This is a genomic window from Yersinia sp. 1252 StPb PI (assembly GCF_048593885.1).
GTDB lineage: Bacteria > Pseudomonadota > Gammaproteobacteria > Enterobacterales > Enterobacteriaceae > Yersinia > Yersinia enterocolitica_E.
Map to the genome: position 1 here is coordinate 35,957 of NZ_JAZGQE010000007.1, position 22,524 is coordinate 58,480.

The following is a 22,524-nucleotide window of genomic DNA, read 5'->3' on the forward strand; positions in this document are numbered from 1 at the left end:
TTCATAAGTACGTCAAAACACAGGTACGCCAAAACATAGGACGTCTAATTAACTGTGTTATCGGCACTGGGAGGGGGAACTTTACCGGAGAGAGACATTATTTTAACGAGATGAGGATGAGTGTTAGCAGTTTGTTATTATCGAGGTGAAAACCGGCCTCATCAGGTTTTGGCCGGACAAAAACGGACCACGGTTTCGATGGAGACCGACGTGGTGATTGGTTCGGTTGACATGAGACAGGAGATCACCTGATCACTGAACGAATATCAACCGAAACCCGATAGGCAAATTAACCGAAACTTACCCTTTAATGACGGAGTCAATCAACGACATCTCTTCACTGCTCAACAGCTTTTCGATATCCACCAAAATCAGCATTCTTTCCCCGAGTGAACCTAAACCTGTTAGATACTCAGTTGCCAGAGTGACGGCAAATTCTGGAGCAGGACGTATTTGCTCATTGGTTAATGACAGCACATCAGACACACCATCAACGACAATACCCACCACGCGCTGATCAAAATTCAGTACGATCACTACGGTATTTTCGTTATAGCTCACGCCTTTTTGTGCAAACTTAACCCGTAAATCAATAATAGGGACAATGACGCCGCGTAAGTTAGTGACACCTTTAATGAACGTCGGGGTGTTAGCGATACGGGTCACCTGATCGTAGCCACGGATCTCTTGTACTTTCAGAATATCAATCCCGTACTCTTCATCGCCCAGCGTAAAAATCAGGAACTCTTGTCCTACCGTTTCGCCAGCCAGCTTCGTGACGGTTGCTAGTCCTGCCATGTTTTTACCCTTCAATCAATAGGTTGAATTTATGTTTGTTTTCAGGACCGGAACACTCCGTGCCCTATACCTGTTTTCATACGGGTTCCATACAGGCTTCAATTGGTCGACCTGTTAGGCTGCGACCACATCATCAGCCGTTACACGCTTTTCCCGGTTTAATGCCTGCAAAGCCGACACATCAACAATTAATGCCACGCTGCCATCACCCAATATGGTTGCGGCTGAAATACCTGGCACCTTGCGATAGTTACTCTCGAGGTTTTTCACCACCACCTGATGCTGACCAATCAACTGATCTACCAAGAGTGCATAACGACGCCCGGCACTTTGCAGAATCACAACGATGCCCTGAGTGGCTTCAGTTTTGGCGTTTTCAACATCAAATACCCGGTACAATTCAACCAAAGGTAAATACTCGCCGCGCACTTGTAATACCCGTTCACCGCCGGCTAGCGGGTGTAAATCTTCAGCCAAAGGTTGCAGTGATTCCATTACCGCATTCAATGGCAAGATGAAGACTTCATCACTGACTTTTACTGACATTCCATCAAGAATAGCTAGCGTCAATGGCAATAGAATACGGATTGAAGTACCAAGACCGGCCTGGAAACTGACTTGCACATGGCCGCCCATCTCCTGAATATTTCGCTTAACCACGTCCATACCGACACCGCGGCCAGAAACATCAGTGACTTGCTCTGCGGTGGAGAATCCGGGAGCAAAAATCAGCATCCCAACATCTTCATCACTCATATGCTCATTAATGGCCATTCCTTGAGACTGCGCTTTTGCCAGAATCTTCTGCCGGTTTAACCCTGCGCCATCATCCAAGACTTCAATACAGATATTACCGCCCTGATGCTCTGCGGACAGCGTCAGATTCCCCACCGGCGGTTTACCGGCAGCAATACGGGTTTCAGCATCTTCAATACCGTGGTCCAAACTGTTACGAACCAGATGGGTCAGGGGATCGATAATGCGTTCAATCAGGCTTTTATCCAGTTCGGTAGAACTGCCAAGCAGCGTCAGTTCGACTTGCTTATTGAGCTTACTGGCTAAATCGCGCACCAAACGAGGGAAGCGGCTGAACACATACTCCATCGGCATCATACGGATCGACATCACCGACTCTTGCAAGTCACGCGCATTGCGTTCCAACTGCCCCATACTATTGAGCAAATCACCGTTGATGACGGGATCCAGCGTGCTGGAGCGCTGTGCCAACATTGATTGAGTAATCACCAACTCGCCCACCAGATTAATCAACTGGTCAACTTTCTCAACCGCGACGCGAATACTGGTTGACTCACTGGCTTTCGCTTTTGGTTTTACATGTTCCGGGCTGGTCGGTGCGGCAATAACACCCGTTTTAGGGGAACTGTTGGTTTCAGCCACTGGGGCCACCGCCGTTGGCGGTAATTCTGCGATAACCGGCGCCACTACAGCCATTTCAGCTGTAGCTTCTGGTTGCAATTCAGCGGGTATAAAACTGATCTGTTCCGGTTCCAACACAAAACAGAGCACGGCGCTGATATCATCTTCACTGACAGACGTAATCAGGGTGGCTTCCAGGCTATCAGCACTTTGATGCGGATCTTTCACTTCACCCAGATTGCCTAGCTCTTCCAACATCAGTGGGATTTCTTGCTCTTTCAGGCCAGACAAGCGAATGCGCATTCCCCCCTGAACCAATGCCGGTGACTTACCACCCACTTTGGTGTCAGTCATCACAACGCCATTCCCTTGTGCTACTGATGTGTTGGTTCCTGTGCTTTGTTGTTCTAAAGCCTCTAATGCCAGTTGGCGCAATGCGTGGCAGATATACTCAAAGCTTTCCGCATTAGGTTCCTGAGAGGTTTTATAGGCGTCCAACTGTTCCTGCATAATATCTTTCGTTTCCAAAAACAGGTTGATGATATCAGTGCTCAACCGCATTTCATCGCGACGAGCACCATCCAACAGGTTTTCCAACAGATGGGTTGTCTCTTGTAATACCGTAAAGCCAAACGTCGCTGCACCGCCTTTGATCGAATGAGCAGCACGGAAAATGGCATTGAGTTGTTCTTTATCTGGTGCCAGTGGGTCCAGCAATAACAAGTGCTGTTCCATATCTGCCAACAGTTCATCTGCTTCATCAAAGAAAGTCTGATAAAACGCGGTAATATCCATGCTCACGGTGTCACCTCTACTGTGCGTCGCGGCTTGTCGGAGAGACCGGTGCATTACTTGCAGGTGCCGCTGGCAACGATGTCGTTGGCCCAGTGGTCGCTGGAGTGATGCTCCCCGTGCTCGATTGTTGTGTTTGTGGTGCTGTTGCAGGCTGCGTTATCGTTTTCACAGGTGCTGCCGTTACCGGTACTGCCGCCGATACTGTTACCGCCCCAGTCGCGGTTTGCCCGGTGGAGGTTGCCGTACCCGTTGGCGCTGTCGCAGCAGCAGGCGTCGCGGTTGGCACAGTCCCACTGGTTTCAAGCTGCTTTAAGCTCGCGGCTTTTTCTATATCCAGCGCTTTGTTATCTAAATTCTCATGCTCAATATCATGTTGCGTCTGTTTGTTCAGCACTAAAATACTGATTCGACGGTTAACCGGATCATCCGCTGCTTGCTCTTTTAAGCGCATCGTCGAGGCCATGCCCACCACCCGCAGCACTTTTCCCTCATCCAAACCACCGGCGAGCAATTCACGCCGTGAAGCATTAGCACGATCAGCCGACAACTCCCAGTTGCTGTAACCTCGTTCGCCATTGGCATACGGCAGATCATCGGTATGCCCAGACAGACTGATTTTGTTTGGTATGTCATTCAAGATAGGGGCTATAGCACGTAAAATATCACGCATATACGGCTCTACCTGCGCACTGCCCATCTTAAACATGGGCCGATTCTGGCTATCAATAATCTGAATTCTTAGCCCTTCTTCCATCATGTTAATCAACAGATGTGGCCGTAATGCTCTCAATCTCGGGTCGGATTCGATTAATTGATCCAGTTTTTCCCGCAACTTGTTCAGTCGATACTCTTCTTTGCGACTCTCTTCTGAATCGATGTGCTTGCGTACCTCGCCCACTTGCTGGGTGGGATCATCACCGCCCCCAGGAATCGGACTGGTACTGGCACTGCTCTTATCACCGCTGGTCAACGCTATTTTCAACGGTGTCCGAAAATACTCCGCAATTTGCGTCAGTTGCTGCGGGCTGGAAACCGATAGCAACCACATCACCAGAAAGAAGGCCATCATCGCTGTCATAAAGTCAGCGTAAGCAATTTTCCATGACCCGCCATGATGACCGCCACCATGCTTAGCTTTTCGCTTTCTAATCACAATAACGGGGTGGTTCTGATGCTTCATGCGTCCTCTTCTGTCGCTTGCGGTGCCGGCGCTTTCACTCTGCGTACATGCTCTTCCAGCTCAATGAACGATGGACGCTCAGTGGTGTAGAGCGTTTTACGACCAAACTCCACGGCAATTTGTGGCGCATATCCGTTCAGGCTGGAAAGCAGTGTCACCTTGATGCACTGCATCATTTTGGTGGTTTCTGCACTCTGTTGACGCAACAAGGTGGCCAAAGGTGAAATAAAGCCATATGCCAGCAAAATACCCAGAAACGTCCCCACCATCGCATGGGCAATTAGTGCCCCAAGTTCTGCGGCGGGTCGGTCGGCGGAAGCCAGGGCATGTACCACCCCCATAACCGCAGCAACAATACCGAATGCGGGTAACGAATCCCCCACCATCGCCAGGCTACCTGCGGGAACTTCACATTCTTGTTCGTGAGTTTCTATCTCTTCATCCATCAGTGCTTCGATTTCAAAAGCATTCATATTTCCGCTGACAATTAACCGTAAATAATCAGTAATAAATTCCACTAATAACTTATCGGCCAAGATCCGAGGATAATTAGAGAAAATTTCACTTTCCCGCGGACTTTCTATATCCCGTTCCAGTGACAGCATTCCCTGTTGACGGGATTTAGCTAATAAACGGTAAAGTAACGCCATTAAGTCCATATACAGGACTTTGTTATATTTAGAACGGCGCATCAATTTTGGCATGACCTTTATTGTCGCTTTTATCGCTTTGCCGTTGTTACCCACGATAAATGCACCGATACCTGCACCGCCGATAATTAAAAATTCGGCTGGCTGATACAGTGCGCCAAGGTTGCCACCAACAATCATGTAGCCACCGAAGACCGCACCTAAGACCACGATATAACCCAAAATAACTAACACGCGACATCCTTAGCAAAGTGTGTGGGTGGAAGGTGAGGCGTTAGCACCCTTTGAGTGCAATGAATTGTCATTAACTGGCTACAGGAACGGTATCCATACCGCAGCTGTAACCAAAAAACTCTGACAACTCAAAGAGACTCAAACTGCGCGTCTAACCTGCTCATCCAGCAGTTGTGAAGTAATATCGGCAGATGGCGGAGAAAGTTTACGTTTTTTTACTGCGCGGGAAGGTGGCTGGCAGAGACTGCAAACAAAGCTATTTCGTGGTTGATGCGCATGGGTGATAAAAGTCCCACCACAGCAACTGCAACCTGAGAGTTGCAACATACCACTGTCAACGAATCGAACCAGGGTCCAGGCACGAGTTAACGCCAGTAATGGCGGCACTCCAGACTGATCAGGACACTGTTCCAGATAAAGACGATAGGCCTTAATAACGGCCTCAACACCGGTGCATTGCCCGCTTTTTAGCAGGAAGCTATAAGCGTTATAAAACATCGATGAATGAATGTTTTGTTCCCAGGTCATAAACCAATCAGTCGAAAACGGCAGCATTCCTTTAGGTGGCGGACTCCCTCTCAGCTCTTTGTAGAGCTTAATTAATCGCCCCCTGCTGAGTTGCGTTTCGCTTTCAAGCATCTGCAAACGCGCACCTAAAGTGATCAACTCCATTGCCAAATGAATGTCTTTGGCTTCCTGGACAATACTTTTCACAACCATCAGTCATGCTCTTTTTTTAGGCGCACTACCGTCTTGTAACGATAGCTCGTGGAGTAAGTGACTCGACAATAGGATCCCTGTGTGGATTTGCTGCAAGTCATCGACACGAGATTCTTTCGTCAGATGATGAATAGTGTTGTGGTCACTGAAACGGAAATGACAGACTAATTGGTTAGTCTCAGCTAATTTAACCATTTGCGGTAAAGTTAACTGCGCTAATGCGTCGGCCATAGTATCTGTAATACCCAGACGAAACATCGCTGAGGCTTTTTCATCGTTAATTAACCGTTGTGCTAAAAGCAAGTAAGACAAATTAATATCATAAATATGTTTGAGTAATTCAGACGTACTCATTTTATACATCCCGACTGATTATGTTTTAAAACATAAGTTGGATGATAGAATTCTTCACCCAAGACCTGGGATCCTTCCCGCTATACAGTTAATTAAAACCCATAGAACTAAAAGTAATTAAAACCTACTGGTGTTACATTACAAAAATACCATTTTGGTATGAAATAACATGTCGTAAACTTGGCAGCTCGGTTTTGTGCTGCTCTGATAGTGCATTTTGCTATGCAATTTTTCTTACAAAATATTAGGATTATTCCTAAAGAGGCCCAACTCTACTCCCGAATCGTTAGCACATACAATGTGACTAGTGATTCATTTTAAATGCAATGTGATGCAGGTCACAAAAATAAAATATAAAGCTGTTTCTTACACCCATAATTGTTCATTTTTCACTCACACCCATGGTTAAAAAACACTCACAAGTCAGAAAAGAGCTAAAAAACTAGATATATAGGCCCAATTCTTAGTGTTTTTAGATCAGTTCGAACAAAAGCATTCCTAAAGCAAAATAGCAGAACATAAATCTGTTATAACCCAAAATTATCAGCAGTAAGGACTAAAGCAGAGGATTATAGTTCGGTTATCCTATAACTACCCTTCCGAAACTATTTTGTTTTAACGAATATTTATGCGATTTCACAAAACACCGCCTATCGACCATTTATTAACCCATTTACCTTTTAACGTTAAAAAACCCAACAACATGTATTAAAAAAGGCAACAGAGGTAACTGCATGTTTCAGTTCAACGCTATTGCACACATTTCATTCTGCCGCAGTTTTAACTTTGGTTCATACCCGCGTTTTTACAAGGAATTTGTGAATAAAATGTAATTTAAAATAATTAATAATGTTTGAAATATAAGTTTCAAACATTGCTTATTAGCGACTATTTTAATTAACGCCCTATCACGGCTCGCATTATTGGCTGGTCGTAACCAAATGTGACTGACATCCCATTTATCAAAGGTGTATTCCCCTAACCTTTAATCTATAGCCGCGCTTATGGGAGCTTAATGATGGGATACAGAAATGTACTGGTCGCAGTTGCCCTTTCACCCGATAGCCAACAATTGGTTAATAAAGCCGTTTCTATCGTGCGGCCCTATAATGGCAGGGTTTCGTTAATCACCCTGACAACTGAGCCAGAAATGTACAGCAGTTATGCTGCCCCCATGCTGGGAGACTTGCGTTCTGTGTTGCAAGAAGAAGCGCAACTATTTATGGAGGAGTTAGCGATTAATGCAGATTATCCCATAGAGGATAGATCCATTGTGCACGGGCAATTCGCTGATAGCATGGCTTACGTTTGCCAACAGCAGCATATTGATTTAGTTATCTGCGGTAACCACAGTACAAGCCTAATGAATAAACTCTCCTGTTCTGCTGCCAAGCTGATTAATACCAGTAGTGTCGACGTGTTGATCGTCCCACTTTAATTAACCCGTAGCTGCGCGTTGCGGCAACCGTTCTGTCAGAACCGTAATACCTTTCGCTGTGTTGCCGCACTATTAGCTGAAATCATCCCGCCGAGTTCTACTATTATTCTCAACACGCGTTATTTTTAATATTCGCTATGTTCACTACCGGCCTTTTTACTCCGTCCAAGTAAGGGAATTTGATGCCTCAAGATAAAACCAGTAACCGCCGTATTCTGCTGGCTTCACGCCCACATGGCACACCAACCAGCGAAAATTTCACCTTAGATATTCAACCTATTGCGCAACCCGCAGCAGGTCAGGTGCTACTTCGCACTCGCTATTTGTCGCTTGACCCCTATATGCGTGGCCGTATGAGCGACGCCCCCTCCTATGCCGCGCCGGTTGAAATTGGTGACGTCATGGTAGGCGGGGCCGTCTCACGCGTTGAAGCCTCTAATCACCCGGAGTTTCAAGTGGGTGATTGGGTTTTGGCCAACAGTGGCTGGCAAGACTATACGTTATCGGATGGTGCTGGTATCCGCAATTTGGGGCCACAACTCTCCCATCCTTCACGCTCTCTGGGCGTTTTGGGCATGCCTGGTTTCACGGCTTATATGGGACTATTGGATATTGGTCAGCCCAAAGCGGGCGAAACTCTGGTCGTTGCCGCAGCCAGTGGCGCGGTTGGCTCAGTTGTCGGGCAAGTCGGTAAACTAAAAGGATGCAAAGTTATCGGGATAGCCGGAGGATCGGAGAAATGCCGCTATGTGGTGGAAGAATTGGGCTTCGACGCCTGTATTGACCACCGGGCAACAGATTTTGCGCAACAATTGGAGAAAGCCTGTTCTGACGGCATTGATATTTATTATGAAAACGTAGGTGGTGCGGTATTTGACGCGGTATTACCATTGCTGAACCCACGCGCCCGTATTCCAGTATGCGGGTTGATAGCACGCTATAACGATACGGAATTACCGGACGGCCCGGATCGTTTGCCACTGTTGCAAAGCATCATTTTGCGCAAACGGATTAGGATGCAAGGATTTATCATTTTTGATGACTATGGCCATCATTTTGGTGATTTCCTACAGCAAATGACCCAATGGGTTGATCAGGGCAAAATCAAGTTCCGTGAAGACTTGGTTGACGGACTAGAAAATGCGCCGCAAGCCTTTATCGGCCTATTGGAAGGCAAGAATTTTGGCAAGTTGGTGATTCGCGTCAGTAATGAATAGTCGACATAATTCCGGGGCCAACTCGCCCCGGAAACTGTTATATCAATGCCCTGATAGCAACAAATAGTCTTGCCGGATATAAAACCTAGCCATTAATCGAAGCAATTACAGCCACTCGCCGAAGCGGCGAATATAAAATTGCTTCATCATTTGCGCAACAACACAGTAGCTGACTAAGGTACCTGCCAACCAAGGGAAATATTGCCACGGTAATGGTTGCAATCCGACTAATGCTCCCAATGGTGAGAACGGAATATAGATACCTATTGCCATGATCAATCCGGTCGTCAATAGCACTGGCAAGGCGGCGGTACTTTGAATAAACGGTATTTTTTGTGTGCGCAACATATGGACAACCAACGTCTGCGACAACAGACCTTCAATAAACCAACCGGACTGGAACAAAGCCTGATGCTCAACACTGTTAGCCGCAAAAACAAACCACATCAGCGCATAAGTCGTAATATCAAAAATTGAGGAAGTTGGCCCAATCCATAGCATAAAGCGGCCAATATTCTTAGCATCCCACTTACGCGGTTTGCGTAAAAACTCTTTGTCCATTTTATCCCACGGCAGGGAGAGCTGGGAAATGTCATACATCAGGTTTTGTAACAGCAGGTGGATGGCAAGCATGGGTAAGAAAGGAATAAATGCACTGGCAACCAGCACTGAGAACACATTGCCGAAATTCGAGCTAGCCGTCATATTCAGATATTTGATGATATTACCGAAGGTTTCACGCCCTATAATAACCCCCTCCTCCAGCACCATCAGATTCTTTTCTAACAGAATAATATCTGCCGACTCTTTAGCGATATCAGTGCCAGTATCAACCGATATCCCCACGTCAGCATCGCGTAATGCCGGTGCATCATTGATGCCATCGCCAAGAAAACCAACGGTATGCCCATTGCTTTGCAGCATTTTTAGCACCCGTGATTTTTGCAAAGGGGTAAGTTTGGTAAACACTGTGCGCAACTCGACTTCACGCGCTAACGTTTCATCATCCATACCTTCAATATCACGGCCACTCAGCGGTTCCCCCGGCTCCAACCCGACATCGCGGCAGATTTTTGCCGTAATAATCGGGTTATCGCCCGTTAACACTTTTACTGCAACGCCATTTTCACGCAGTGCGGTGATAGCAGCCTCCGCGCTCTCTTTTGGCGGATCGAGGAAAGTCAGTAGCCCTTGAACAACCAAATCACGTTCATCATTAATATTTAACGGTAATTCACTGAGCTGAGTCCCTAACTCACGGGTTGCCAGTAACAAAACACGAAAACCGTCTTCATTATATTGCGTGGCTAACGCCAGTAATTTGGCTCTGCGGGCTTCATCCAGTGGGTATATCTTATCTCCCTCGCGAACTTGGGTGCAGATGCTCAGCATCTCTTCCACCGCACCTTTGCAAATTAAGCGCTGGTGCTGCTGCTCATCTTTTACCACAATTGACAGACGGCGACGGATAAAATCAAACGGTAATTCATCGACCTTGTTAAAGCCGCGCAAGGCATCTATTTCAGGTTTACCGCGGCTAAATTTTATGACCGCCTGATCCATCAGATTGCGCATACCACTTTGATGGAAACTATTAAGCCATGCTAATTGCAGCACTTTATTGTCATTGCTGCCATTGGCATCCAGGTGGTGTTCAAGAATGATGCGGTCCTGGGTTAATGTGCCGGTTTTATCTGTGCACAACACATCCATAGCACCAAAGTTCTGTATTGCATTCAATCGCTTAACCACAACTTTGCGCCGTGACATAGCAATTGCACCTTTCGCCAGGTTAGAACTGACAATCATTGGCAACATTTCAGGGGTTAACCCAACCGCAACTGCCAATGCAAATAGTGCCGCTTCAGTCCAATCACCTTTTGTAAAACCATTAATTAGCAATACAATCGGTACCATTACCAACATAAAACGAATCAATAACCAACTGACACTGTTGACGCCACGATCAAATGCCGTCTGCGCGCGTGTGCCAACAATCGACTTAGCAAGCGACCCGAAATAAGTATGCCCGCCGGTAGCCACAACCACAGCCATTGCCGTTCCACTGGCAACGTTAGTTCCCATCAGACAAATATTAGATAATTCAAGTAATTCACTCTCGCTATTGGCATCCGCATCTACTGATTTTGAGCTGATGGCCCCCATTGCGTCGTACTTTTCAATAGGGATAGCTTCTCCGGTCAGGATCGCCTGGCTGATAAACAAATCTCTGGATTTAATGAGCCGTAAATCTGCCGGAATCATATCTCCGGCGGATAACAGAATGATATCCCCCGGCACTAATTGCTTAATCGCAATTTCTTGTTTTGCCGGTTGGGCACTATGGCTACTACGGCGTAATACTGTGGCGGTGGTTCGCACCATCGATTTCAGGGCTTCAGCCGCTTTATTGGTGCGGTACTCCTGCCAGAAACGCAATAAACCACTGATCAATACCATCGTCACAATAATAGTGACACCTATCAGATCAGTTTCCTCACCCTGTTGTAATGGCAGCCAATAATCAGTAAAGAAACTGATTGCCGCCAATACCATCAAAACAAAAATAAAAGGGTTATTAAATGCTGCCAATAACTGAAGCAACGCTGGGGGCGCTTTCTCATGTGCTACCTGATTAATGCCGTATAATTCCAGTCGCTCCCTGGCATCCTCTTCTGTCAGCCCATTTAAATTAGCATTCAACTTGGATAATGTTTGATCCAAACTATTCTTGGCCTCTTGCGCGATAGCAAAAGTTTTTTTATTACTGCTACGGCTGGTAACTGTTTTTTTGAATTGGGTCATAACGCTTCTCTTTTAATTCTAAACGCACAGGGTTTATCCGCTCAATTATTGAGAGATAAATGTGCTGAACTATTATTGCGCTGCCAACTTTGTATTTATATTTAATTAGCAGCGACTAATTTGGTTAACTCCGGGGTGATCGTCCATAACAACTCCTTACTACCACATGGGTCAGTATTTAATTATTTATTGCAAAAAATTGAGCAACTTATTAATGAGTAAATTACTTTATTATTAAGCAGGTAATTCAGATGCGATACGCCAATGGACGGCACTGACGCTCCGCTCCAGACTGACACGGCAAACAATACTTTCAATTTCTCTTTGCGCTGCGGGTGTCGCCATTATTTCTGCACACACTTCCAACTGACCGGGTTTGGCAATATCTGCACTGCAAAGTGACTGTAATCGTAATGCCACACCATTTAACGCCTGTAAAATAAGGGTGCGAACCAATATCTCATCTTCCGCACCACAAGTGACCTGAATCCGGTAACGAACTTCCAGGTCTATAGCTTGTTGCTGAGGCTGCATATTAATCCGTTGCGCCGCCTCCCGTAACAATATATTGGCACACAGAATAACGGCAGTGGCGGCCACTGCATTCCAATACAGTCCCAAGCCACAAAGCACACCAATACCCGCCGAGCACCAGAGTGTAGCTGCGGTGTTCAGGCCACGAATATTCATGCCTTCACGCATAATGACGCCTGCACCCAAAAAACCGATGCCTGAAACAACTTGAGCGGCGATACGACCAGGGCTATCAGGGGATGTGGCATAAGAGCTGAGAATAAATACTGCAGCACCGGTCGCGACTAATGCATTAGTACGTAAGCCCGCCATACGCTGGCGCCATTGTCTTTCAGCGCCAATTAATGCGCCCAAACACATCGCCAGTAATAAATTTACGACAAAAGGAGTTAATGCCATGATTCTCTCCATGAATTAATCATTGGTAGAATAATCATGTGCTATTTAGCACACAGGTAATTGTGCTGAGATATATAACCCGAGGGTATAAATCAGCAATAGCCCGTGTTTCTGCCGGGAGGAAAAAGTGCGTGGTTGTTAAATACCATAATAAAAACCCGAATTATTACCCTCGATGATTAAACATCGAGTGAAATATGACACCCACACTTATTGGCGTTATAACCAGACAACGATTGAATGAATCTCGTTGCGCTGACTAAAATATGGGCTTCAAGTGAATAAACACCACCAGCGCCACGATAACGTCAAGTAATAAGGGTCTACTTGGGTATGCACAACTCAGGAAATAAGAGAGGGTGCTGCCCGCCATTTTCGGCAAGCAACAAATCTGTAGAGAGATAGGTTAGCTTGCCTTGCTTATTTGACTACTACTTTGCGTATCCATTATTTTCTCCACCGAAATTTTTCAAGAGTATAGTTGCGTGTGATAATTATGTAAAGTCTATATTTCTAAACAAAACCTAAACCAGCCCCAATGAATTAAACAATAAACTTAATATTTATAATATATCGATTAATTACATCATACTCTACTCAAGCCATTGAGCATGCGTCAGGGGCATATAAGAATAAAACAGAGATAAGAGAATCAACTCAAACACTCTTACCTGCCATTCCCCACGTCGGTGCCCATACTCAATCACCCTCGCTAAGACTCGCGCACAATGACACCTATACCCCCTCACTCAGCCAACTGAGTGCATCCCCCTGTCCTTACCATCAAGTCATTGACACAATTACAGAAATCCCATCAATCTTTAATCCAAATTGCGATCGTGATCCCATTTATAACCCTAACTATTTTAGCTCCGTTGCCGATAGGTTCTTAAAGGACTGTTGAGATTTTTTTAGATATAGGGGTGGATTAACTGTAAGTAGCGATGCCTGTACCCACCGTAAATCGGCGTTACAGCGAACCAGGCTATAGCTTCAAACATACCGGGTACATCAGGCAAGGACCTTTCCTCGAGCGACTATAGAAACGGAACTAACAATGAAACGTGGAAGTACGCATCAGCCATTGGATATAAAAATAGCGCCAGAACAGAATAAAAATACGAAAGTATTGTTTATTAATAATATGCGTCTGGTCACTTTGTTTATCGCCATCTTGGCGGGAATACTGCTTTTATTTGCAGCGGCGATTGGGACGTCAGGTTACTTCTTAAAACAGAGTAACCAATCACTGGAAGAGGCGACGCAAGAGCTAGATATCCGCCTGGGTCTGTCTAACAGTTCGAACCACCTGCGTACTGCACGCCTTATTCTGATTCAAGCAGCATCAGCGGCACGTATCGGTGATACCGAGGGTTATCAGCAGGGGCTAAAAAACGCTGAGAGCCGTATCGCTCAATCGCAGCAAATGTTTAATCTCTACTATAACCGTCCGGTTAAATCCGAAACGGATAGCGCATTAGATGCACCATTGAAAAAAGCCTATGAACAGTATCGCGACGAGGGGATGAAACTCATGCTCGACGCGACGAAAGAAGGTCATTTTGAAGAAGTTATTTCCCTCGAAGCTGAAAAACTTAATCAGTTGGATGATGCTTATAATGAACCACTGCTGAAAGCAGTTAAGTATCGCACCGAACGGGCTAACCAGATTAATCAGACCGCCCAACAACAAGCCCGTCTTGGTTATATGCTGATGGGAGGCGCTTTTATTCTGGCCATCTTACTGACATTAATTGCTTTTTTAGTGATCAGCAAAGTCATCATCAAGCCGATTAATTGGCTGGTAGCACGTATTCAGCGTATTGCTCAGGGGGATTTGACACAAAGTTCGGTCTCATTTGGCCGCAATGAAATTGGTGTGCTGGGTAACAATATCCAACAAATGCAGGATTCGTTATCCCTAACTGTGGAAGCTGTGCGCAGCAGTGCTGAATCTATTTACCAGGGATCGAGTGAAATTGCACTGGGTAATACCGACCTTTCGGCACGTACCGAGCAACAAGCCGCATCACTTGAACAGACCGCCGCCAGCATGGAGCAACTGACCGCAACCGTAAAACAAAATGCGGAGAATGCCCATCATGCGAGCCAGCTCGCAGCCAACGCCTCAGGTAAAGCTGCTCAGGGTGGCGATATCGTTAATGATGTTGTTAGCACGATGGATAAGATATCCCTCAGTTCAATGAAAATTGCTGAAATTACCAATGTAATTAATAGTATCGCGTTCCAAACGAATATTCTGGCTCTGAATGCTGCGGTTGAAGCTGCCCGGGCGGGCGAACAAGGCCGTGGTTTTGCTGTAGTGGCCAGTGAAGTCCGTAATCTGGCACAGCGCAGCGCCGATGCTGCCAAAGAGATAGAATCGTTGATTGAGGCCTCGGTTGACCTGATTGGTGATGGATCCATCCTGGTGTCCGATGCCGGTAAAGCGATGAATGAGATCGTGACAGCCGTTAGTCATGTAACTGATATTATGGGTGAAATTGCCTCTGCTTCTGATGAGCAGAGTCGTGGTATTAGTCAGGTTGCCCAGGCAGTTTCAGAAATGGACAATGTCACGCAACAGAATGCCTCTTTAGTTCAGGAAGCGTCAGCGGCGGCGGCCTCGTTGGAACAACAAGCTGAAATCTTGACTCAAGCCGTTGCAGTATTCCATTTAAAAGGCGGCAACCCTGCCCCGTCACTGAAAACTCCAGCACCTATGTCCACCAAACAGAAGAGCGCGGTCGGGAATAAGAAGTCCGGTGACGACTCACTAAACTGGGAAACGTTCTGAGTTAACACCGAAATCGTTCAACCAAACTATAGTGACGATATTTAGATAGCAAAACCGGAGGCAAGGTGTATTCACCTTCCTCCGGTTTTTTATTGCGCCGCTCGCAGCACAACAGACAGAACACCAATGTTACGGGTGAAGTGGCTCGACAAAGGTGCCATCATGGCTATCAATCTCGTTAAAGAACCAGACACCTGCGGGGTAATCTTCCAACGAAACCAGATACATAATGCCCTCACTAAACTGCTCAACCTCTAACACAACCCCCTCACGCCGTGGGCCGCCATCGGTTTTTACTGTCACCCGATCATTCACTTTCATGATATTACCTTCAATTAAATCAATGCTGCTAGTGTAGTACAGAATAAGGTGAGAATGATAAGGTTTACGTATAAACAACGGTATGCTTTTGGTGAATATATTCGAGGGTAGAACAGTATTGGCTTACTGAGTAAGAGAAGCTGAGTTAATCAGAATCGAGGGGATAAAGCAGAGGATCTTGCCGGATGCCAGAAAGTAAAAAACCCGCCTTAGCGGGTTTTTTTATAATCAGCCAAAGGCCAATTAGATTGCAGTTACGTTTGCTGCAGACGGACCTTTAGCACCGTTCTCGATAGAGAACTGTACATTCTGGCCTTCAGCCAGGGTCTTGAAGCCTTGATCTTGGATTGCAGAGAAGTGAACGAACACGTCTTTGCTGCCATCAGCTGGAGTGATGAAACCGAAGCCTTTAGACTCGTTGAACCACTTTACTTGACCTTTCATCATGTTAGACATGTGTATTTCCTTTATTAAAAAAATTTGCCACCATGGGCGTGTTATAGCCGGTTATCAGTCGTTACTTATGGAGGCACTATGAAGGAAATTCGTCAGTGAAGAGCTATCAACGATAACGCTTTAAATATGAACCACTTTACTCAAGATGTCGTGCATAAATAGGTCTGTACCACAGGCCGAGACGCATTAACTCATGACCGGCTTTTAATAGCAACTCTTTTTAGCGGGCAAACTACAGATTCTTGTTTGCATGGCTAAAATAAAACCAAAAAAGCTATTAATTATACTCTTGATGCCCACTTTTACGCAGAATAATCATAAAATTTATTGTTACTAAACTACTGCTGCCCAAACGCTGGCGATAATAAAAAGAGCAAAATGTATTAAATGGGCTGTTTTACGTCATGTTTTCCGATGGGGACTGAAAGTTTATCTCATGAGTTTGCTATAATATGCAGCCACCTATCCCTGAGAAGAACGCATGAGGCCGAAGTCTGTCACCTTAGATGATGTTGCACGTCAGGCGGGAGTGTCATATCAAACCGTATCACGTGTTTTAAACCAGGCCCTTCATGTCTCGCCAAAAACCCGCAGCAAGGTCGAACAGGCCATGGCTGACTTAAACTATGTTCCTAACCGCGTAGCACAGCAATTAGCGGGGAAACATAGCCTTACGCTTGGGCTGGCAACGACAGATCTCGCGTTGCATGCCCCTTCTCAAATAGCTGCAGCGATAAAAAGCAAAGCCCGCGAGTTGGGGTACGCAATAGTGATTGCCATGGTTGATGATCAAACTGGCCCGGCCTGCCAGCAAGCCATAAATGAGCTATTAGCCCAACGGGTGGACGGGATCTTAGTGAATATTCCGTTGAAGCCCAAAGGCTGCGAGAAAATTGTCCAGCAGTGTGCTGATACTCCAGTGCTGTTCCTGGATGTTGATCCACAATCCACCGCCTTCAGTGTTCTGTTTGACGCCAAAGTCGGGGCTGTTCAGGGGGCTGAACACCTAATTAGCTTAGGCCACCAGCAGATTGCCCTTATCTGTGGGCCCAAAAATGCCATTTCAGCCCAGTTACGTTATCAGGGCTGGTTACAGGTACTCAATGATGCCTCGTTAACACCGCAGGCGGTCTATCACGGTGAGTGGAATGCCAAAAGCGGCTATCAGACCACACTGCAACTCATTACCAGCAACATCCCTTTTAGCGCCATTTTGGTCGCTAACGATCAAATGGCTCTTGGTGTATTACGCGCTCTGCATGAGCATAATATCAATGTCCCTGAGCACGTCTCGGTCATTGGTTACGATGACACCGCAGACAGCGCCTATTTCCAACCGCCACTGACGACTGTCAGGCAGGACTTCAAGCAATTAGGGGAAGAGAGCGTTTCCCGCCTGATTGTCAGGCTGCATCACTCAATTGAGTTACCTTCTGCGTCTCTCTTGTTAGCCACTGAACTGACAATACGCCAAACAACAGCACGCTTTAAGCGCTCTATCCTTAAAAACGAATAAATGCGATCACTCTCGACTATTTATCCAACCACTATTTACTTTATCTGTCGTTGAATTCATCTTTATCCCAACACAATTGTGAGCGCATAACATTTTTACCCTTTGATCACTTACCAGCACAAAAAGTATCCACGCACATCGCAGAAATGAGGCTGATATCATGACGTCACAGCAGAAGGTTCAACAGCAGGTTCAACCGCCCCTATCGCAGATTTTGTCACGCAGAGATTGGGAGAACCCGCAGGTGACGCAGTATCACCGCCTTGAAGCACATCCTCCCTTTTACAGTTGGCGTGATAGCGACAGCGCAAAAAATGATACCCCTTCGCCACAACGGTGTTTACTCAACGGACAATGGTCATTCAGCTATTTTGACCAGCCAGAAAGAGTACCAGATGAGTGGGTTGAGCACGATTTATCGGGAGCGAGATTACTGCCAGTCCCCGCCAACTGGCAACGCCATGGTTACGACACCCCGATTTACACTAACGTCCAATACCCTATTCCGGTCAACCCGCCGCGAGTACCACAACAGAACCCGACCGGTTGTTATTCGCGTAATTTCGTTTTAGAGCCAGATTGGCTCTCATCAGGCCAAACACGCATTATTTTTGATGGTGTCAGTTCCGCATTTTATCTGTGGTGTAACGGAAAATGGGTGGGTTATTCCCAAGACAGTCGCCTGCCTGCTGAGTTCGATCTCACTCCTTACTTACAGGCAGGTGATAACCGTATCGCCGTTCTGGTTTTACGTTGGAGTGATGGCAGTTATCTGGAAGATCAGGATATGTGGCGCATGAGCGGTATTTTCCGTGATGTCAGTTTGCTTCACAAACCAGCGATCCATTTGCGGGATATCCATATCGCCACACATTTGTCCCCGGAGTTCAGCTCTGCCAATTTAGAGGTAATGGCAGCGATAAATATTCCTCCACTCAGCATCAACGATCCACAGATAACTGGGGCTTACCAAGTCCGCGTACAATTGTGGCTGGCAGATAAGTTAATTAGCAGTTTGCAGCAACCGCTAGGTACCCAAGCCATTGATGAACGTGGGCAATACACTGATCGCACCCATCTTAAGCTGCGGGTGGAATCCCCCTCTTTATGGAGTGCAGAACAACCCACGCTGTATCGCGCCGTGATTTCGCTGCTCACGCAGCAGCAAGAATTGATTGAGTCGGAAGCCTATGATGTCGGTTTTCGACAAGTTGCCATCCACCAGGGTCTGCTTAAGGTTAATGGTAAAGCGGTATTGATTCGGGGGGTGAACCGTCATGAGCATCATCCGCAAACCGGTCAGACCATAGATGAAGAGAGCATGCGGCAAGACATCATTCTGATGAAACAGCATAACTTTAATGCCGTGCGCTGCTCACACTATCCAAACCATCCATTGTGGTACCGCCTGTGTGATCGCTATGGTCTGTATGTTGTGGACGAAGCCAATATTGAAACACACGGTATGCAACCGATGGGGCGTCTCGCGGACGATCCTCAGTGGTTCTCTGCTTTCAGCGAACGGGTTACGCGCATGGTTCAGCGTGACCGTAATCACCCCTGTATCATTATTTGGTCTTTGGGCAACGAATCTGGCCATGGCGCAACCCATGATGCCCTCTATCGCTGGATTAAAACCAATGACCCGACACGTCCGGTACAATACGAAGGCGGCGGCGCAAATACGCTCGCGACCGATATTGTATGCCCAATGTATGCTCGCGTGGATGAGGACCAACCTTTCCCAGCGGTGCCAAAGTGGTCAATCAAGAAATGGATTGGTTTGCCTGATGAATCTCGCCCATTGATTCTGTGTGAATACGCTCATGCAATGGGTAATAGCTTTGGTGGGTTTGCCCGTTACTGGCAGGCATTCCGCCAATATCCTCGGTTACAGGGTGGTTTTATCTGGGATTGGGTAGATCAAAGCCTTGTCCGCGATGATGAGAATGGTGAACCTTACTGGGCTTATGGTGGTGATTTTGGTGATAGCCCCAATGACCGTCAATTTTGTATGAACGGGTTAGTTTTCCCTGACCGCAGCCCTCATCCCAGCTTGTACGAAGCACAATGCGCGCAGCAGTTTTTCCAATTTTCATTACTGAGCACCACGCCACTGGTGATAAGTGTCACCAGTGAATATCTGTTCAGACACAGTGATAATGAACAGCTCTATTGGCGAATTGAATTAGACGGCGAATTGATACAGGAAGGTGACTTTTCTCTTGATTTATCTCCTGAGGCTACGCAGCACTACAGGCTGGCAGAGCAATTACCCCTGACAGATAAACCCGGCCATTTATGGTTAAACGTCGACGTCAGGCTGAGAACAGAAACACCTTGGGCAGCCAGTAACCATCGCAGCGCCTGGCATCAATGGCGTTTACCTCGGGCGCTATCTATACCCCGCCGCTCTGTGCCAAATAGCACTGAGCTAAACAGTACCGAGCCAAGCGAGCTTCAGCTCATTCAAGATGCGCACTCGATTATGGTGACTCACCAGCAACAGCGTTGGCAGTTCAATCGTCAGACTGGCTTGCTGGAACAATGGTGGGTGGGTGAATTACCGGTGTTACTTAGCCCGCTGCGTGATCAATTTGTTCGTGCGCCACTGGATAACGATATCGGTATTAGCGAAGCAACCCGTATCGACCCCAACGCCTGGGTTGAACGCTGGAAAAAGGCGGGAATGTATCAGTTGGAACAACGTTGTCTATCATTACACGCTGATAGCCTCTCCCACTCAATACAAATCTGTGCCGACTACAGCTATGAGTTTGCCAATGAAGTGCTATTGCATTCACATTGGTTATACCGTTTTGATCAGCAAGGCCGTATGACCATTGATGTTCAGGTTGAAGTGGCAACATCACTTCCCCCTCCGGCCAGAATCGGTATGTGCTGCCAACTATCAGATCTCGCTCCATATGTTGACTGGCAAGGGTTAGGGCCACATGAAAACTATCCTGACCGACAGCTTTCAGCACAATATGGTCAGTGGTCACAGCCGCTTGAGCAGATGCACACACCCTACATTTTCCCGAGTGAAAATGGCTTACGCTGTAATACCCACTCTCTGCGTTACGGAAACTGGCAATTAACCGGTCGGTTCCATTTTGGTATCAGCCGTTACAGCACGCAGCAACTGATGACAACCAGCCACCAGCACTTACTAAAACCAGAGCAAGGTACCTGGTTGAATATCGATGGTTTTCATATGGGGGTCGGTGGTGACGACTCATGGAGCCCTAGTGTTCACGCTGATCACTTGCTGACGAATGAAAGCTATCACTATCAGGTCTGCTGGCACTATAAGGATTAGGCTTAGCGCGGCGTACGGTGGCTATCTCGTCACCGCACGCCGCGGGTTATCCTGGTCCACAATTTCAGATTTATACCTATAGCGTAAGAAAAGTAATGTTCATACAATCAAAGCGTTCCAAACATCTCTTAGTCTTGATTGTAGCCCTGCAAGTAAGCCATACATGCACGACTCCTTTGCAAATTTGTGCGCCCACTCTGTTGGGCGCTTTTTTTGTTTTCTACTTCACTGATGTTTTCTGACGCTTATTTTTGTCATCACTTAAGCACATTCTCGTCATGAATTATTTCCATTACCAGACTAAGATAGTCTCGTAGTCACTGGCATAGCATCGGACTTACCACTTTTAGGCGACAAGAGGAATATTATGACATCGTTAACGCACCTCCCGGCGAATATGGTCGCAATTGAAATCACTCAGTCTGGTGGACCAGAAGTCTTAGCGGCCGTACAGCGTCCAACACCGATGCCTGCTGCGGGCGAAATATTAGTTAAAGTTTCAGCCGCAGGTGTTAACCGCCCTGATGTGATGCAACGTCGTGGTCAGTATGCGCCGCCGCCGGGAGCCTCAGATATTCCTGGATTAGAAGTTGCCGGCGAAGTGGTCGCCATTGCGGCTGATGTTAGCCGTTTTAAGATCGGAGACAGAGTCTGTGGGCTGATAGCTGGTGGGGGTTATGCGCAATACTGTGTCATACATGAAACCAATGCCTTACCTATTCCCTCCCCCCTTACTGATATTGAAGCAGCGGCGTTACCTGAAACATTCTTTACCGTATGGACCAACCTATTCCAACGAGGCCATTTTAGCGCCGGTGAAACAGTCTTAATTCACGGCGGATCTTCGGGTATTGGGACCACCGCAATATTACTGAGCAAAGCATTTGGCGCACAGACAGTGATTGTCACTGTGGGTTCAGAGGAAAAACGTCAAGCGTGCCTGAAGTTAGGGGCAGATGTTGCTATTAACTACCACACCCAAGATTTTGTCACTGAAACTAAACGCGCTACTGCCGGTAAAGGGGCTGATGTTATTGTTGATTTAATTGCTGGAGAGTATGTCGGGCGCAATTATGAAGCTGCGGCCATGAATGGGCGTATTGTTCAAATTGGTACACAAAATGGTAATGCTAAAGATCTTAACCTGATGTTAATGTTGCTAAAACGCCTGACACACACCGGCTCCACATTGCGCTCTCGTAGCGTTGCAGAAAAAGCACTGATCGCCCAAGAACTGCAAAAGCAAGTCTGGCCTTTACTGGGTAAGGGCAATATGAAACCGCAAATCTGCCAGACATTCCCACTGGAAGAAGCATCGAAAGCGCATGAGTTGATGGAAGGCAGTACACATATCGGGAAAATTGTTTTGACCGTTTAAAGCAATGCAAAACGATAAAAACCGCTATTATTTATACTCATCCGCAGAAATCGACACTCAAGGGTTGATTTCTGCGGATGAGTAAATAATATACATCACTATTATCCCTTATCAGCCTATAACAGTTTAGCTAACTAATTTATTGAACTGATATACTTTAGATTTGATCTTCTATGTTAATCTATAACAAACCATTATGGTTTAATTTTTATGAGTCATTAATCACAAGGTCA

General features: G+C 46.5%; 16 protein-coding genes. 6 read left to right on the top strand and 10 right to left on the bottom strand.

What is annotated here, in order from left to right:
• Positions 1-300: 300 nt before the first annotated feature.
• From cheW to flhD, 6 genes are all read right to left on the bottom strand, one after another.
• On the bottom strand, positions 301-798 hold the full coding sequence (gene cheW, locus V2A85_RS02215) for a chemotaxis protein CheW (protein ID WP_083159171.1): 498 nt from the start codon (positions 796-798) through the stop codon (positions 301-303).
• Positions 799-912: 114 nt separating this feature from the next.
• A complete protein-coding gene (cheA, locus tag V2A85_RS02220; protein ID WP_372559878.1) occupies positions 913-2,970 on the bottom strand; it encodes a chemotaxis protein CheA in 2,058 nt (685 codons plus the stop codon).
• A 16-nt stretch (positions 2,971-2,986) separates the two neighbouring features.
• Positions 2,987-4,150, bottom strand: a complete 1,164-nt coding sequence (gene motB, locus V2A85_RS02225) for a flagellar motor protein MotB (RefSeq protein WP_420070833.1) — start codon at positions 4,148-4,150, stop codon at positions 2,987-2,989.
• Complete coding sequence (gene motA, locus V2A85_RS02230) at positions 4,147-5,034, bottom strand: flagellar motor stator protein MotA (RefSeq protein WP_083159174.1); 888 nt, start codon at positions 5,032-5,034, stop codon at positions 4,147-4,149. The genes motB and motA overlap by 4 nt, the downstream gene beginning before the upstream one ends.
• Before the next feature lie 138 nt (positions 5,035-5,172).
• Complete coding sequence (gene flhC / locus V2A85_RS02235; RefSeq protein ID WP_083159175.1) at positions 5,173-5,754, bottom strand: flagellar transcriptional regulator FlhC; 582 nt, start codon at positions 5,752-5,754, stop codon at positions 5,173-5,175.
• Positions 5,755-5,757: 3 nt separating this feature from the next.
• Entirely contained in the window at positions 5,758-6,108 is a 351-nt protein-coding gene (flhD, locus tag V2A85_RS02240) for a flagellar transcriptional regulator FlhD (protein ID WP_193784677.1), read from the bottom strand.
• Between the two features lie 1,018 nt (positions 6,109-7,126).
• On the opposite strand from flhD, the gene uspC reads away from it, so the two are divergent.
• Positions 7,127-7,546, top strand: coding sequence for a universal stress protein UspC (uspC, locus tag V2A85_RS02245; RefSeq protein WP_083163715.1), 420 nt, complete (start codon positions 7,127-7,129; stop codon positions 7,544-7,546).
• Positions 7,547-7,728: 182 nt separating this feature from the next.
• Entirely contained in the window at positions 7,729-8,763 is a 1,035-nt protein-coding gene (locus V2A85_RS02250) for an NADP-dependent oxidoreductase (protein WP_083159177.1), read from the top strand.
• 105 nt (positions 8,764-8,868) lie between these two features.
• On the opposite strand, the gene mgtA is transcribed toward V2A85_RS02250, so the two are convergent.
• Entirely contained in the window at positions 8,869-11,568 is a 2,700-nt protein-coding gene (mgtA, locus tag V2A85_RS02255; protein WP_372558657.1) for a magnesium-translocating P-type ATPase, read from the bottom strand.
• 234 nt (positions 11,569-11,802) lie between these two features.
• On the bottom strand, positions 11,803-12,501 hold the full coding sequence (locus tag V2A85_RS02260) for an MgtC family protein (RefSeq protein ID WP_193784678.1): 699 nt from the start codon (positions 12,499-12,501) through the stop codon (positions 11,803-11,805).
• Between the two features lie 1,057 nt (positions 12,502-13,558).
• On the opposite strand from V2A85_RS02260, the gene V2A85_RS02265 reads away from it, so the two are divergent.
• Positions 13,559-15,298, top strand: coding sequence for a methyl-accepting chemotaxis protein (locus V2A85_RS02265; protein WP_083159180.1), 1,740 nt, complete (start codon positions 13,559-13,561; stop codon positions 15,296-15,298).
• Between the two features lie 129 nt (positions 15,299-15,427).
• Here the strand turns inward: V2A85_RS02265 and dsrB are convergent, their stop codons facing one another.
• Both dsrB and cspE read right to left on the bottom strand, forming a co-directional pair.
• Entirely contained in the window at positions 15,428-15,619 is a 192-nt protein-coding gene (gene dsrB / locus V2A85_RS02270; RefSeq protein WP_372558655.1) for a protein DsrB, read from the bottom strand.
• Positions 15,620-15,862: 243 nt separating this feature from the next.
• Positions 15,863-16,075 (bottom strand): transcription antiterminator/RNA stability regulator CspE, encoded by a 213-nt coding sequence (gene cspE / locus V2A85_RS02275; protein ID WP_002210893.1) that lies wholly within the window; start codon positions 16,073-16,075, stop codon positions 15,863-15,865.
• 481 nt (positions 16,076-16,556) lie between these two features.
• Here cspE and V2A85_RS02280 point away from each other — a divergent pair, with 481 nt between their 5' ends.
• From V2A85_RS02280 to V2A85_RS02290, 3 genes are all read left to right on the top strand, one after another.
• Positions 16,557-17,591: a LacI family DNA-binding transcriptional regulator gene (locus V2A85_RS02280; protein WP_420070834.1), complete on the top strand. Its 1,035-nt coding sequence runs from the start codon at positions 16,557-16,559 to the stop codon at positions 17,589-17,591.
• A 160-nt stretch (positions 17,592-17,751) separates the two neighbouring features.
• Positions 17,752-20,913 (top strand): beta-galactosidase, encoded by a 3,162-nt coding sequence (locus V2A85_RS02285; RefSeq protein ID WP_420070835.1) that lies wholly within the window; start codon positions 17,752-17,754, stop codon positions 20,911-20,913.
• A gap of 367 nt (positions 20,914-21,280) precedes the next feature.
• A complete protein-coding gene (locus V2A85_RS02290; RefSeq protein WP_420070836.1) occupies positions 21,281-22,291 on the top strand; it encodes an NAD(P)H-quinone oxidoreductase in 1,011 nt (336 codons plus the stop codon).
• Positions 22,292-22,524 lie beyond the last annotated feature (233 nt).

What these genes read in the sequence shown, in the direction of transcription:
- cheW (WP_083159171.1), bottom strand. Translation starts at nt 798, where the DNA reads ATGGCAGGACTAGCAACCGTCACGAAGCTGGCTGGCGAAACGGTAGGA.
- V2A85_RS02250 (WP_083159177.1), top strand. Translation starts at nt 7,729, where the DNA reads ATGCCTCAAGATAAAACCAGTAACCGCCGTATTCTGCTGGCTTCACGC.
- V2A85_RS02285 (WP_420070835.1), top strand. Translation starts at nt 17,752, where the DNA reads ATGACGTCACAGCAGAAGGTTCAACAGCAGGTTCAACCGCCCCTATCG.
- V2A85_RS02290 (WP_420070836.1), top strand. Translation starts at nt 21,281, where the DNA reads ATGACATCGTTAACGCACCTCCCGGCGAATATGGTCGCAATTGAAATC.
- dsrB (WP_372558655.1), bottom strand. Translation starts at nt 15,619, where the DNA reads ATGAAAGTGAATGATCGGGTGACAGTAAAAACCGATGGCGGCCCACGG.
- mgtA (WP_372558657.1), bottom strand. Translation starts at nt 11,568, where the DNA reads ATGACCCAATTCAAAAAAACAGTTACCAGCCGTAGCAGTAATAAAAAA.
- flhC (WP_083159175.1), bottom strand. Translation starts at nt 5,754, where the DNA reads ATGGTTGTGAAAAGTATTGTCCAGGAAGCCAAAGACATTCATTTGGCA.
- uspC (WP_083163715.1), top strand. Translation starts at nt 7,127, where the DNA reads ATGGGATACAGAAATGTACTGGTCGCAGTTGCCCTTTCACCCGATAGC.
- cspE (WP_002210893.1), bottom strand. Translation starts at nt 16,075, where the DNA reads ATGTCTAACATGATGAAAGGTCAAGTAAAGTGGTTCAACGAGTCTAAA.
- V2A85_RS02265 (WP_083159180.1), top strand. Translation starts at nt 13,559, where the DNA reads ATGAAACGTGGAAGTACGCATCAGCCATTGGATATAAAAATAGCGCCA.
- V2A85_RS02280 (WP_420070834.1), top strand. Translation starts at nt 16,557, where the DNA reads ATGAGGCCGAAGTCTGTCACCTTAGATGATGTTGCACGTCAGGCGGGA.
- flhD (WP_193784677.1), bottom strand. Translation starts at nt 6,108, where the DNA reads ATGAGTACGTCTGAATTACTCAAACATATTTATGATATTAATTTGTCT.
- V2A85_RS02260 (WP_193784678.1), bottom strand. Translation starts at nt 12,501, where the DNA reads ATGGCATTAACTCCTTTTGTCGTAAATTTATTACTGGCGATGTGTTTG.
- cheA (WP_372559878.1), bottom strand. Translation starts at nt 2,970, where the DNA reads ATGGATATTACCGCGTTTTATCAGACTTTCTTTGATGAAGCAGATGAA.
- motB (WP_420070833.1), bottom strand. Translation starts at nt 4,150, where the DNA reads ATGAAGCATCAGAACCACCCCGTTATTGTGATTAGAAAGCGAAAAGCT.